Annotated in this window: 14 protein-coding genes; 9 read left to right on the forward strand and 5 right to left on the reverse strand. The window is 71.0% G+C overall.

The window, feature by feature from the left end; all coding sequences use genetic code 11:
* The first annotated feature begins 18 nt into the window (after nucleotides 1-18).
* Nucleotides 19-432, forward strand: coding sequence for a flagellar biosynthesis repressor FlbT (locus MFF21_RS17665; protein ID WP_238312607.1), 414 nt, complete (start codon nucleotides 19-21; stop codon nucleotides 430-432).
* Here MFF21_RS17665 and glgX read toward each other — a convergent pair.
* Nucleotides 387-2,519, reverse strand: a complete 2,133-nt coding sequence (gene glgX / locus MFF21_RS17670) for a glycogen debranching protein GlgX (RefSeq protein ID WP_238312608.1) — start codon at nucleotides 2,517-2,519, stop codon at nucleotides 387-389. The two genes, MFF21_RS17665 and glgX, sit on opposite strands and share 46 nt — an antisense overlap.
* Before the next feature lie 108 nt (nucleotides 2,520-2,627).
* Nucleotides 2,628-4,049 carry an alpha,alpha-trehalose-phosphate synthase (UDP-forming) gene (gene otsA, locus MFF21_RS17675; RefSeq protein ID WP_238312609.1) on the reverse strand — a complete coding sequence of 474 codons (1,422 nt, stop codon included), beginning with the start codon at nucleotides 4,047-4,049 and terminating at the stop codon, nucleotides 2,628-2,630.
* Between the two features lie 477 nt (nucleotides 4,050-4,526).
* Between otsA and MFF21_RS17680 the strand changes: the two genes are divergently transcribed.
* Genes MFF21_RS17680 through MFF21_RS17705 form a run of 6 tightly spaced genes read left to right on the forward strand, consistent with a single transcriptional unit; the run spans nucleotide 4,527 to nucleotide 8,404 of the window.
* Nucleotides 4,527-5,000, forward strand: coding sequence for a hypothetical protein (locus MFF21_RS17680; protein ID WP_238312610.1), 474 nt, complete (start codon nucleotides 4,527-4,529; stop codon nucleotides 4,998-5,000).
* A gap of 10 nt (nucleotides 5,001-5,010) precedes the next feature.
* Nucleotides 5,011-5,409 carry a phage holin family protein gene (locus MFF21_RS17685; protein WP_238312611.1) on the forward strand — a complete coding sequence of 133 codons (399 nt, stop codon included), beginning with the start codon at nucleotides 5,011-5,013 and terminating at the stop codon, nucleotides 5,407-5,409.
* Nucleotides 5,409-5,876 carry a DUF3618 domain-containing protein gene (locus tag MFF21_RS17690; RefSeq protein ID WP_238312612.1) on the forward strand — a complete coding sequence of 156 codons (468 nt, stop codon included), beginning with the start codon at nucleotides 5,409-5,411 and terminating at the stop codon, nucleotides 5,874-5,876. The genes MFF21_RS17685 and MFF21_RS17690 overlap by 1 nt, the downstream gene beginning before the upstream one ends.
* A 47-nt stretch (nucleotides 5,877-5,923) precedes the next feature.
* A complete protein-coding gene (locus MFF21_RS17695) occupies nucleotides 5,924-6,661 on the forward strand; it encodes a hypothetical protein (RefSeq protein WP_238312613.1) in 738 nt (245 codons plus the stop codon).
* The gene (gene pxpB, locus MFF21_RS17700) at nucleotides 6,627-7,391 is read left to right on the forward strand and encodes a 5-oxoprolinase subunit PxpB (protein ID WP_238312614.1); all 765 of its coding nucleotides are present in this window, start codon (nucleotides 6,627-6,629) and stop codon (nucleotides 7,389-7,391) included. Before MFF21_RS17695 ends, pxpB begins: the two co-directional genes overlap by 35 nt.
* Nucleotides 7,388-8,404, forward strand: coding sequence for a 5-oxoprolinase subunit C family protein (locus MFF21_RS17705; RefSeq protein ID WP_373325044.1), 1,017 nt, complete (start codon nucleotides 7,388-7,390; stop codon nucleotides 8,402-8,404). The genes pxpB and MFF21_RS17705 overlap by 4 nt, the downstream gene beginning before the upstream one ends.
* 4 nt (nucleotides 8,405-8,408) lie before the next feature.
* Here the strand turns inward: MFF21_RS17705 and MFF21_RS17710 are convergent, their stop codons facing one another.
* Entirely contained in the window at nucleotides 8,409-8,960 is a 552-nt protein-coding gene (locus tag MFF21_RS17710) for a hypothetical protein (protein WP_238312615.1), read from the reverse strand.
* Between the two features lie 58 nt (nucleotides 8,961-9,018).
* Nucleotides 9,019-9,240 carry a hypothetical protein gene (locus tag MFF21_RS17715; protein WP_238312616.1) on the reverse strand — a complete coding sequence of 74 codons (222 nt, stop codon included), beginning with the start codon at nucleotides 9,238-9,240 and terminating at the stop codon, nucleotides 9,019-9,021.
* 349 nt (nucleotides 9,241-9,589) lie between these two features.
* Here MFF21_RS17715 and MFF21_RS17720 point away from each other — a divergent pair, with 349 nt between their 5' ends.
* Nucleotides 9,590-9,832, forward strand: coding sequence for a hypothetical protein (locus MFF21_RS17720; protein WP_238312617.1), 243 nt, complete (start codon nucleotides 9,590-9,592; stop codon nucleotides 9,830-9,832).
* 33 nt (nucleotides 9,833-9,865) lie between these two features.
* Here MFF21_RS17720 and MFF21_RS17725 read toward each other — a convergent pair whose 3' ends face one another.
* Nucleotides 9,866-11,944, reverse strand: coding sequence for a putative bifunctional diguanylate cyclase/phosphodiesterase (locus MFF21_RS17725; RefSeq protein WP_238312618.1), 2,079 nt, complete (start codon nucleotides 11,942-11,944; stop codon nucleotides 9,866-9,868).
* 189 nt (nucleotides 11,945-12,133) lie between these two features.
* Here MFF21_RS17725 and MFF21_RS17730 point away from each other — a divergent pair, with 189 nt between their 5' ends.
* The gene (locus MFF21_RS17730; RefSeq protein WP_238312619.1) at nucleotides 12,134-13,048 is read left to right on the forward strand and encodes an alpha/beta fold hydrolase; all 915 of its coding nucleotides are present in this window, start codon (nucleotides 12,134-12,136) and stop codon (nucleotides 13,046-13,048) included.
* The last annotated feature ends 48 nt before the right edge of the window (nucleotides 13,049-13,096 follow it).

Here is a 13,096-nt window from a genome sequence, read left to right on the forward strand (position 1 = left end):
CTTGCGAGATCCCCTGCGATGCCCCTCAGAATCGATCTCAAGCCCAACGAGCGCCTGATCATCGGCAATGCCGCGATCCGCAACGGCGACCGCCGGGCGAGCTTCGTGCTGGAGACCAACACCAAGTTCCTGCGCGAGAGCGACATCATCACCGAGAGCGAGGCCGACACGCCTTGCAAGAAGCTCTACGTGCTGCTGCAGGTGATGTACTTGGTCGACAACCCGTTCGAGGCTGAGAACCAGTTCGTGGCCTTGGCCAACCAGCTGATGGACGCCGCCCCGAGCCTGTCGCCCTACATCGCGGCGATCGACGCCGTGCGTGCCTCCGGCGACAGCTACAAGTCGCTCAAGCTCGGGCGCGAGCTGATCGCGGCCGAAGCCGCCCTCTACGCCCGGGCGAAGGAATCGGCGGAGGCCGGCGAAACGGCCTGATGCCGGGCCGGCGATTTCAGCACCAGCAGGCTGCGGCCGGGCATCGGCACCACCGCCTCCGCGCCGAAGGGATCGCGATGGCCGGGGAGCACCTTGCCCTCGGGCAGGGTGGTGTCGAAGACCGGCCGCCAAGGGCCGGCGATCACCGGCGCGAGGGCGAAGCCGCAATCGGCCTCGGCGGCGTTGATGAGGACGAGCACGCGCTCGGTGCTGCCGGCATCGTTGCCCATCTGCATGCCGAAGGCCCTGCGCTCGCCCTCGCCCCAGGCCTCGCCCTCCATCTCCGTGCCGTCCGGCGAGAGCCAGTGCACGTCCTTGAGCCCGTCGCCGTCGACCGCCGCTCCGACGAGGAAGCTGCGCCGCCGCAGGGCCGGGCAGGCCCGGCGCAGGGCCGCGAGATTGGACACGAAGGCGGCGAGCGCCGGATCGGGATCGGTCTCCCAGTCCATCCAGCTCGCGGCGTTGTCCTGGCAATAGGCGTTGTTGTTGCCGCCCTGGCTGCGTGAGCGCTCGTCGCCCATCAGCAGCATCGGCACGCCCTGGGCGAGGAAGACGGTGGCGAGCATATTGCGCTTCTGGCGCGCACGCACCGACAGGATCGCGGCATCGTCGGTCGGCCCCTCGACCCCGTAATTGCGCGTGAGGTTGTGGTTGTGGCCGTCGCGGTTCTCCTCCCCGTTGGCCGCGTTGTGCTTGTCCTCGAAGCTGACGACGTCGGCCAGGGTGAAGCCGTCATGGGAGGCGACGTAGTTGATGCTGGCGAGCGGCGAGCGGCCGGACGGCGCGAAGATCTCCCGCGAGCCTGACAGCCCCTGCGTCAGCTTGGCGAGCGCGCCGGCATCGCCGCGCCAGAAGGCGCGGAGATTGTCGCGGAACTGGTCGTTCCATTCGCTCCAGCCATAGGGATAGCCGCCGAGGCGGTAGCCGCCCGCACCCACGTCCCAGGGCTCGGCGATGAGCTTCACCCGGGCCAGGACCGGATCCTGCGCCACCGCCTGGAAGAAGGCGGCGCGGGGATCGAAATCGTGCGGCGCGCGGCCGAGGCTCGAGGCGAGGTCGAAGCGGAAGCCGGCCACCCCGTAGCGCAGCACCCAGTGGCGCAGGGAATCGAGCACCATCTGCATCACCCGGGGGTGGGACACGTCCAGGGTGTTGCCGCAGCCGGTGCAGTCCAGGGTCTCGCGCGGATCCTCGGGCCGGAGCTTGTAGTAGCTCGCGTTGTCGAGGCCGCGGAAGGAGAGGGTCGGCCCGGTGCGGTCGCCCTCCGCGGTGTGGTTGTAGACCACGTCGACGATGGTCTCGATGCCCGCGGCGGCGAGTTCGCGGATGGCGAAGCGCAGGCTGCCCATGCCCCCCTCCCCGCGGTAGCGCGGCTCGGGCGAGAAGTAGTTGTAGGGCTGGTAGCCCCAGAAATTCACGAGCCCCTTCTCGACCAGGAAGCGGTCGTCGGCGAAGGCCTGGATCGGCAGGAGCTCCAGGGCGGTGACGCCGAGCTTGAGCAGGTGCTCGATGATCGCCGGATGCGCAAGGCCGAGATAGGTGCCGCGCTCGGCCGGCGACAGGGCCGGATGCGTCATCGTCAGCGCCTTCACATGCGCCTCGTAGATCACCGTGTCGCCGAGCGGCCGGTTGAGCGGCAGGGCGGTGGGATCGGCCGTCTCCGGCTGGGTGACGACGCCGCGGGGCATGTAGGGGGCGCTGTCGCGCCGGTCGATCTGGTCCTCCCGCGGGCCGCCGCGGCGATGGGCGTAGAGGGAATCGTGCCAGCGGATCCGGCCCCGCACCTCGCGGGCATAGGGGTCGATCACGAGCTTGGCCGGATTGAAGCGGTGGCCCGCCGCCGGATCCCAGGGGCCGTGCACCCGGTAGCCGTAGAGCTGGCCCGGCAGCAGCCCGTGCAGGTAGCCGTGGAAGATGTCGTCGGTCCGGCAGGGCAGCAGGAATTTCTGCCGTTCGATGCGGGAATTCGGATCGAACAGGCAGAGCTCGACCGCCGTGGCGTTCTGCGAAAAGACGGCGAAGTTGACGCCGCGTCCGTCGAAGTGGGCACCGAGCGGGGCGGGCACGCCCTCTTCGATCGCGATCATGCAGCCTCGTCGTCCAGGATACGCAACGGCCTCGCCGCGTCCCGGACGCGAAACCCGGGCCGACGGTCGAGGTTTACCGATTCTCGATACGGCGGAAAGGCGCGGCAGCTACTCGGCCGCCGCCGCAGTCCTCGGCGGCTGGCGCTCGACCGTGCGGAAGGCCTCCAGCTCCGTCATGAAGTTGCGCGCCCACCAATCCACATCCTCGCGGGCCATGCGCTCCATCATCGGCTTCCAGCGCTCCAGGCGCTCGGTCCGGGGCATGTAGAGCGCCTGCCGGATCGCCTCGGCCACCTCGAAGCGGTCGTAAGGGTTCACGAGCAGCGCCTCGGGCAATTGCCGGGCGGCACCGGCGAACTTGGAGAGGACGAGGACGCCCGGATCCTCCTCGCTCTGGGCCACCACGTATTCCTTGGCCACGAGGTTCATGCCGTCGCGCATCGGCGTCACGAGGCCGACCCGGGCCGCCCGGTAGAGCCCGGCCAGCACCGGGCGCGGATAGGCCTTGGTGACGTACTGGATCGGCGTCCAGGCCGGCTCGCCGAGCGTGCCGTTGATGTCGCCGACCTTCTCGTTCACCTCGCGGGAGAGCTGCTCGTATTCCGGCACCTCGCTGCGGGATTTCGGCGTGATCTGGATGTAGACGACGTTGCCGCGCTGGTCGGGGTTGGAGGCGAAGAAGCGGTCCACCGCCTCCATGCGCTCGGGCACGCCCTTCGAGTAGTCGAGGCGATCGACACCGATGAGGAGCTTGCGGGTGCGCAGGCCCGCCATGGTCTCGCGCACCACCTTGTTGGAGCCGGCCTTGTCCGCCGCCTCCTTGAAGCCGGCGACGTCGATGCCGATCGGGAAGGCGCGGATGCGCGTGCGCCGGCCGTCGACCATGAGCGAGCCGCCGCCGAGGGGGATCGCGCGCATCGTGTCGATGAAATTGCGCGACAGATTCTGGACGTCCGGCTCGGTCTGTAGACCGATCAGGTCGTAATCGGCCATGGCGCGCAGGAGTTCGCTGCTCGCCGGCAGGGTGTTGAACACGTCCGCGGCCGGCCAGGGGATGTGGTGGAAATAGCCGATCGGGTTGGCGATGCCCTGGCCGCGCAGCTCGCTCGCCAGCGGCATCAGGTGGTAGTCGTGCACCCAGATCAGGTCGTCGGGCTCGACGAGCTTGGCGAGCGCCCGGGCGAAGGCCTGGTTGACGCGCTGGTAGCCGGAATAATCGGAGCGCGAATAGGCGCCCAGCCCGATGCGGTAATGCATGATCGGCCAGAGCGCCCGGTTGGCGAAGCCGGCGTAGTATTCCTTGTGGTCCTGGGGCGAGAGATCCATCACCGCGTACTGGATCGACCCGCGGTCGATCAGGGTCGGCTCCGGATCGGGATCCTCGACGATGTTGCCGCTCCAGCCGAACCAGAGGCCCTCGTAGCTGGAGAACGCTTCCTTCACGGCGACGGCGAGGCCGCCCGCCGAAACCGCGTCCTTGCCCTCGGCCGGGACGGCGACGCGGTTCGAAACGATGATGAGACGTGCCACGAACGCGGGCTCCGGTCCTCGGTCGGGAGCGCGGGAGGCCCGCGCTCGCAATTGACGTTTACGTGAGAGGAAACGCGCGGAAGCCGAGCGCGATCCGTCGTGACGACAGCCAAGCGCGACCTTACCCGCGGGTCAAGTCTGGAATGCGTGGCGGTTCGGGTGCCGCTTTCGCAGGGGGCATCCGGAAACGCCGCGATCCCGCCTGCCCGGAACCTTGGCCGTCGCGCCTCGAAGGAGCCGGTTTCGACAGTGCGGCGCGACGAGGCCCCTTGTGCCGTGCCGAAGCTGAACGGCCGCTGACGCGGGGGCCGGCGCGGGGGGCGGCCCCGGCCGATCCATCCACATGAAATGGTCACGCTTTCGTACACCGCGAGCGGAACCCGGTCGTTCGCTCGATGTTTCTCGGACGAGATCCAACGCGGTGGAGGTCCGGCCCCGGTCGCCCCCGCCCCCACGCTTTCGAGGAGCTGCCCCGCAATGCCCGCATCCGATGCCGCAGGCACCGCAACCGGTCCGGAGACGGGACGTCCTGCCGACCTCCAGGACGTGAAGCACGAGGTCGAGGACTTGGCCGATACGGCGGTCGAGCGCGGCCTCGGCTTCGCGGCGGCCCTGCGCAGCAACGCGATCAGCTACGCCGAGGGCAAGAAGGGCGAGGCCTCGCAATCCGTCGCCAGCGTCGCCGCCTCCCTGCGGGACTCGGGCAAGAGCTTCGAGGACAAGCCCAACCTCAAGGCCTTCTTCGACACCGCCGCGGAAGGGCTGGACGACCTCGCCGGCTCCATCGAGCAGCGCAGCTTCGCCGACCTCTATACCGAGGCCGAGACCTATGCCCGCCGGGCGCCGGTGACGGTGGCCGTGGCGACCTTCGCGGCGGGCTTCCTGCTGTCGCGCTTCGTCAAGGCGACGAGCCGGCCGGAGACCGACACCTATGACGGTTACCGGGCCTGAGGAGCCGTACATGTCGGGCTCATCCCTTCAAGGCCTCGTCGCCGAGGCGCTGCGCGAGGCGAGCGACCTCGCCCGCAAGGAAATCGCGCTCTTCCGCACGGAGATGACGGAGAATGTCCGGAGCCTCTTCATCGGGCTCGGGATGATGGTCGCCGCGGCTGTGTTCGCGGTCACCGCCCTGTTCGTGCTGATCGGCGCCCTCGTGAAATACGTGGCGACGCTGGTGAATTCGGAGTGGCTCGCCGCGCTGATCGTGGGCGGGGCCCTTCTCCTCGTCGCGGTGATCCTCGCCCTCGTGGGGGCAAAGGCGATGTCGGTCTCGAACCTGGCGCCCACCCGCACGAGCCGGCAGGTGCGACAGGACGCCCGCGCCCTCTCGGAGCGGGTCTCGGCGGAGCGCGTGGCGTGATGAGTGAATCGATCTCCGATCTCGAACGGGACATCGAGGCGAGCCGCGCCCGGCTCGACGAGACCATCGATAAGCTGCAGGGGCGCCTCTCGGCTTCGAGCCTCGTCGATGAGATGCTGGGCTCGGCCCGGCGTACCCCGACCCTGAACGGCCTCTACGACAACGCGCTCGCGGCGGTGCGCAAGAACCCGGTGCCCGTGCTGCTGATCGCGGCGGGCGTCGGCATGCTGATGAGCCGGATCTCCGGGGAGGCCCGGCGCCCATACCGGAACGGCGCGATCGTGCCGGCCGAGCCGGTGATGCCGAAGGCGACGATTCCGACGCTCACGGAGACGGATGCGGCGCGCAAGCCCGCCTCCGTGGCCGTGGCGGAGCCTGTGCCCGGGCCGGGCGCGAGGCCGGGTCCGAAGACGATCAACCCCGGCCTGCCCCCGGAAGCGCCCCCCGGAAGCGCCGGGATCGCCTGAGAAACGCGACGAGGACGACGATGTCATTGACAGATCGGAGCAGCGCCATGGGTGGACAGAACAAGCCGGGCGACGATGGACGCTCCCTCACGGACGATCTCGCGGCCCAGGCGGGCATGCCCCGCGGCACCGGCCGGGGCGGAAGCCTCGACGAGGCCGCCCGGCGGATCGACCGGGAACAGGAAGAGGCTCTGACGGCGGCGCGGGAAGCGTCCCATGCCGCCGCCGAGCGGGTGCGCGAGACGGGCGCGCAGGCGGCCGATGCAGCTGGCTCAGCCTACGAGCGGGCACGCGACACGGCCACGGACACGGCTGCCGATCTCAAGTCGCGCGTCGGCGATGCCGCCCAGGAGGCCCGGCGGCGCGCGGAGAATGCCTATGACGACGCCCGCGACTGGGCCTCGGAGCGCTACGACCACCACCGCGCCCAGGCGGCGGACCTCGCCGACCGCGGATACCAGCGGATCCGGGAGGGACGCACGGCCACGGAGGCCTTCGTGTCCGAGAACCCGCTGCTCGTGGGCGTGGTCGGCCTCGCCGCGGGCCTGCTGCTCGGCGCGCTGCTGCCGCGCACCCGGCAGGAAGACCAGACTCTCGGTCCCTACGCGGACGATCTGCGCGACCAGGGCCTGCGCTACGCCCGCGACATGACCCATCGCGGCCGCGTCTTCGTGGAGCAGGCCCTCGACCCGGACAATCTCGACGCAGCCCTGCACCGCAGCGGGGCGACGGGCGGCGAGGCGGAGGTGTATGAGGGGACGGAGCGCAAGATCCACACCCTCTAGGAGTCCCGTGCCGGACGAACCACGGCTCCTGCCGCAGGGCGACACCGCCTTCACCATCGAGTTCGGCGACACCATCGATGCCGACCTCAACGCCGCCGTCCTCGCCCTCGATGCCCGCCTCACCGGCGCGCGCCTCGAGGGCGTTCGCGAATCCGTGCCGACCTACCGGTCTCTCACCGTCCATGTCGATCCGGTCCTGGCCGACCCCGTCGCCCTCGGGGCGCAGGTTCTGGCGCTGGCGCGGGGCGACCTGCCGGAAGCGGCCCGCCAGCGGTCCTGGCGGATCCCCGTAGTCTATGGCGGGGATTTCGGCATCGATCTCGAAGCGGTCGCCGCCCATCACGGCCTCCGCCCGGACGAGGTGATCGCCCGCCATTGCGGCGCGACCTACCGGGTGGCGATGCTCGGCTTCCTGCCCGGCTACGCCTATCTGAGCGGGCTCGACCCGAGCCTCGCCCTCTCACGCCGGCCGAGCCCCCGGCCGCAGACGCCGGCAGGGACGATATCCATCGGCGGGGCCCAGGCGCTGGTCGCCAGCATCGCCGCGCCGAGCGGATGGCATCTCCTCGGCCGCACGCCGATGCGCAACTTCATGCCAGGCCGCGCGCCCTTCGTGTTGCTGGAGCCCGGCGACACCGTGCGCTTCGAGCCGGTGGAGCCTTCCGCATGGGAGGCCCTCGACCGCGCCGCCGCCGCCGGGGAGCCGGTGGCCGAGCGGATCGACCCGTGAGCGGGCATCTCCTCGTTCTGGAATGCGGGGCGGCCATGACCCTGCAGGATGGCGGCCGGCGCGGCTTCGCGCGCTACGGCCTCTCCGCCTCGGGGCCGATGGATCCCCTGGCGCATGCGGCGGCCAACCTCCTCGTCGGCAACGAGCCGGAGGCCACGGCTTTGGAGCTCGGCCTGTCCTCCGGTCGCTTCCGAGCCGAGGGCGGCCCGGTGCGCGTGGCGGTGACGGGGGCGCTCTGCCGGCTCGACCGCGACGGCGAGGCCGTGGGCCAGGACGGCAGCCTCACCCTGCAGGAGGGAGAGACCCTGCGGATCGAACGTCCCCGCGCCGGTGTCTACGCCGTGCTTGCGCTGGCCGGGGGAATCCGGGCACCCGCGGTGATGGGCAGCGCCGCCCTGCATCTGCGGGCGGCCATCGGCGGCCTCGACGGACGCCCGTTGCGCGAGGGCGACCGGCTTCATCCGGCCGCCGAGCCCGGCCTCGGCGGGACCGAACGCGGCCTCGACCCGGTCCCGCTCGACCGGGAGGCACCGATCCGGGTGGTGCTCGGCCCGCAGGCCGATCATTTCACGCCGGAGGGCCTCGACACGCTGCGCCACGGCCGCTTCACGGTCTCGCATCGCGCCGACCGCATGGGCTGCCAGCTCGACGGCCCCCGCATCGCCCATGGGCCACAGGGATTCAACATCGTGTCGGACGGGACGGTGGCGGGCTCGATCCAGGTGCCGGGGGCCGGCACGCCGATCATCCTGCTCGCGGACCGTCAGACCACCGGCGGCTATCCGAAAATCGCCACCGTGATCTCGGCGGATCTGCGCCGGGTCGCCCAGCGCCGGCCGGGGGAGGCGCTGCGCTTCGAGGTGGTCACCGTCGAAGAGGCGGTGCGCCTCGCCCGGGAGCGGGCGGCCCTGCTCGCCGCCCTGCCCGACCGGCTGCGCCCGGCGTTGAGCGAGGCGGAACGCCTGAGCGCGGCCAATCTCGCGGGCAATGCGGTCGACGCCTTCGCGGGCTGACGGATCAGTCCTCGCCCGGCTCGACGGGGACGCGGCGCAGGCGGCCGTTGCGCTTCTCGTAGCGGAAGATCGAGGTGAGGGCGTCGCCGGTGCCGTCCGGCAGGGCGGCCGGCGCGGCGGGCTCGACCGGAGGCGCCGGAAGCGGCACGGCCGCCTTGCGGGCCTGGCGTTCGAGGGCGCCGCGGGCGATGGCCGCATCCCGACGGATCAGAGCCGCGGCCTCCCCCGGCAGCAGGGCGACCACGGTCGAGCCGTCCGCGAAGCCGATCTCGACCGGAGAGGCCTGGAGATCCGGGCGCAGCCCGTCCTCGATCAGGCCCAGGCCCGCGCGCACGGTGGAGAGGGCGAGGCGCAGGGGCAGCGAACGCGGGCCGCCCTGGCCGAGGGCCTGCCGAAGGTTGCCCGCCGCTTCGCCGGCCCGCTCCAGCCCGTCGGGGCCGGTTCCCCGGGCCTGCACCCGGACCACCTCCTCGACGCCGCGCACGACACCGCCCGGCAGGCTCAGCAGGCCATCCGCGTAGCGGCCGAGGCGGTGACCGCCCTCGGAATCGTCCATGCTGCCCTCCGCGCGCCGCCGCACCGCTCCGGTGCGCAAGCCTCGGGGAAAACCCGCGTCAGAAGCCGCGGTTGCCGATCGTCGGCAGCGTCGGCTGCGTGTAGAGCCGGTTCACGTCCGGGCGCCGCTGGGTGCCGTTGGTGTCGTTGGACCGGCGGTAATTGTCGGTGTTGAAGGTCTCGGACAGGCCGGGGCCACCCGAATGCGTGCTGCTGCAGGCACCGAGGCCGCAGGCGAAGGTCGCGGCGAAGGCAGCGAGGACGAGGTGCGGCAGGCGCATCGGTGATCTCCCGGGACGACGCCGGAGGCCGGCGCTTGCGGCGACCTGCGGTTGCCGGACCCGTTCCGTCAAGCACGCGGCGCCGGCGGCGCGCCGTCGCGGCGCGGCGCGTCACGGGCGGAGACCTTCGCCGACTCAGTGGCTTACCGCGTCCCGCGGCCCGGCGCGACGCCTCCGAGGACTGACGAATCCTGTTCCGATTGGCGCGAAGGTGATGTCCGGCGGCCACTAAAAACTCACCACGCTCCACGGGAGGTTGTCATCCGCGCCACAGCGGTGGCGCATTCATGTGGAGAGGGGCGCACGCACGGGTGGCGCGAAGCCGGGAAATCCGTGAAAGCTGGCCGCGATGAGCAACGTCGTCCCCTTCCGCCGTCCCGATCCCCGGCGCGCGCCCGCGGGCTGCGATGTCGTGACCATCGCCGACGACCTCTTCATGGTTCTGGAGGAGCTCCAGTCCGTCGCCGAGCGCGCGGCCCTGATGGACCGCCCGGCGCTGGAGGTCGAACGCACCGTGCAGAAGCTCCTCGACGCGATCGGCACGGTCGAGGCCGCCCTCGATTGCCTCGGCGAGGGCAGCACCCCCGCCTGACCCGCCGGCCCGGCGGGTTCGTCCGGCCCGCGCTCAGGCCGCCGCGGCGCCCTTCTTCCCGTCGGCGAACAGTACGTCGATCTCGCTCGCCGGGCGCGGCGGGCTGAACAGGAAGCCCTGCATCTCCTGCGCGCCCTCCGCTCGCACGGCGGCGAGCTGGGCCTCGGTCTCGACGCCCTCGACCAGGGTGGTGATGCCGAGGCTGGTCCCGAGGCCGACGATCGCCCGGATGATCGCGTTCGATTCCGCCCGCTCGCCGGCATCCCGCACGAAGGAGCGGTCGATCTTGATCTTGTCGAAGGGGAAGCGGCGCAGGTAGCTGATGCTCGAATAGCCCGTGCCGAAATCGTCCATGGAGATGCGCACACCGAGGCGGCGCAGGGCGTGCAGAGTCTCGAGATTGGCTTCCGTGTCGTCGAGCAGGACGCTCTCGGTGATTTCGAGCTCGAGCCGCGTCGCCCTGAGGCCACTCGTCGCCAGGGCAGAGAGCACGGCCGCCGCGAAGCCGCGATGGCGCAGTTGCAGGGCGGAGACGTTGACGGCGATGCTGACCTCCTCGGGCCAGCCCACCGCATCCCGGCAGGCCTGCTTCAGCACCCATTCGCCCAGCGGCACGATGAGGCCGGTCTCCTCGGCCAGGGGAATGAACAGAACGGGGCTGATGAGGCCCCGTTCGGGATGCCGCCAGCGCACCAGGGCCTCCAGGCCCTTCACCCGGTCCTCCGCGAGGTCGACGAGGGGCTGGTAATGCACCTCAAGCTGGCCCAGCGCCAGGGCTTCGCGCAGCTCCCGCTCCAGGCTCAGCCGTCCCTGAGCGGTGGCGTCCATCTCCGGCTCGAACACGCGATAGGTGCCGCGGCCCATCGCCTTCGCCTCGTAGAGCGCCAGGTCGGCGTCCTTGAGGAGCCGGTCGATGTCCACCCCCTCCCCCTCGGCCAGGGTGACGCCGACGCTCATGCCGATCTCGGCGGTGAGCCCGTTCAGGCTGTAGGGCGCGCTCACGACGCCGATCAGCCGCTGGGCGAGGCCGACCGCGCCAGCGAGATCCTCCACCTGGGAGAGCACCGCGAACTCGTCGCCGCCGAGGCGGGCCACCACGTCGCGCCCGCGCACATGCTGACGCAGGCGCTCGGAGACCGCCCGCAGCAGCATGTCGCCGGTGCCGTGGCCGAAGCTGTCGTTGATCGGCTTGAAGCGGTCGAGATCCAGGCACAGCACGGCGAGGCGCAGGCTCGGCGCGGCCTTGCCCTGCTCCAGAAGGTCGATGGCGAGCTCCCGCAGGGCTGTGCGGTTCGGCAGGTCCGTGAGCGCGTCGTGGCGCGCCATGTGGACGATGCGCGCCTCGTTGCGCCGCCGCTCGGTCACGTCCTCGAAGGTGGCGACCCAGCCGCCGCCCTCCATCGGGCGATGGGTGGCGGCGATGACCCGGCCATCCGCCAGCTCCCGCAGCACGGATTTGGCGTTCGCGTTGACGAGGGAGGTGCGGGTGCCCTCGCAGAGCGAATCCACGGTGGCGCCGGCCTTGTAGCGCTGGAGGCCGACCAGGATCTCGACGATCTCGCGCTGGCTCATGCCCACGCGCAGATGCCCCTCGGCGAGGTCGAACATGTCCTGGTAGCGGCGGTTCCAGACCAGCAGCCGGCTCTCGGGATCGAACAGGCACAGGCCCTGGGTCATGTTCTCCAGGGCGGCGTCGAAGCGGCGGTTCTGCTCGATCAGCTGGGCATGGGCCTCGGCGAGGGCCATCCGGGTCCGATGCTGGTCGCTGACGTCGTTGCCGACGCCGCGATAGCCGGCGAAGCGGCCCTGGGCGTCCTGGCGCGGCTTGCCGCTCAGCTCGAACCAGCGCGGCGTGCCGTCCGGGTGACGATAGGCGTAGACCAGATCCCGGAACGGGCGGCCCTCGGCCATCGCCACGAAGCATTCGGGCTGGCGCCCAGACCCATCCGTCCAGGCCAGCTCCGTGCGGGTGCGGCCGATCATGTCGGAGGCCGCGCGGCCGGTATAGCGCTCCACATCCGCGGAGAGGTGGACGAAGCGCCCGTCCTCATCGGTCTCCCAGAACCAATCGGACGCGATCCGGGCGACTTCTTCGAAAGCTTGGCGAGGCATGGGCTACAACCGATCGGAACAACCTATGATGACCGGATCGCCTTAATAAATTGCATGCCTGTCGATTGAGCAATTTGATCAATTTATACGTTTCTCAAAGAGTTGCCGCCTTCGTGAATCGTCCCGCACCCGCGGAGCCGCCGCCGGGTTCGATGGTTGTCGTCGCGCCCCTCCGAACGGGAGACCCCGATGCCGGATCCGACGCCCGACGCCCTGTTTCCCGGCTTCGACCCGCTCTGGGTCGAGGGGCCGGGCGGCCGCGTCTTCGCTCAGGCCGGGGGCGACCCGGCGGCACCCGCGCTGCTGCTGCTCCACGGCTTCCCGCAGACGCACGCGATGTGGCACCGCGTGGCCCCGGCGCTGGCGCGCGGGCACCGGGTGATCTGCCTCGACCTCAAGGGCTACGGCTGGTCGCAGGCGCCCGACGACGGGGTGGAGGCCTATGCGAAGCGGGTGCTGGGTCGGGAGATCGTGGCCCTGATGGAGCGGATCGGCCATGTCCGCTTCACCCTCGCCGGCCACGACCGCGGCGCCCGGGTCGGCTACCGGCTGGCCCTGGACGATCCCGGCCGGGTCGAGCGCCTGGCCCTCCTCGACATCGTGCCGACCCTGATCCAGTGGGAGCGGATCGAGGCCCGTCCCGGCATGAACCCGCACTGGCCGTTCCTGGCCGGCCCCGCCCCCGAGCCGGAGACCGCGATCGGGCGCGATCCGAACGGCTATTTCGAGGGGCTGCTGCGGGACTGGACCGGGGCCAAGGACCTCTCCGCCTTCGACCCGCGGGCGCTTGCCCTCTACCGCCAGAGCTGGAACGTGCCCGAGCGTATCCACGCCATGTGCCAGGATTACCGGGCCGGCGGCCCGGATGGGCCGGACCGCGCGGCCGATGCCGCGGATCTCGCCGCCGGGCGCAGGCTCGGCATGCCGGTGCTGGTGCTCGCGAGCCGCGACTATCTCGACAAGGACAAGCCCGAGAGCGCCCTCGACACTTGGCGACGGACCTTCGCGCCGAAGGCGGAGGGCGTCTCGATCCCCTGCGGCCATTTCCTGGCGGAGGAGAGCCCGGCGGAGACGCTGACGGCTTTGGAGCGGTTCTTCGGGTAGCGTCGCAGGGCGCTCCCCGTGGAGTAGGGCAAGCCGCGACACGTCGGA

Source organism: Methylobacterium organophilum, from assembly GCF_022179465.1.
GTDB classification, from domain to species: Bacteria; Pseudomonadota; Alphaproteobacteria; order Rhizobiales; family Beijerinckiaceae; genus Methylobacterium; species Methylobacterium organophilum.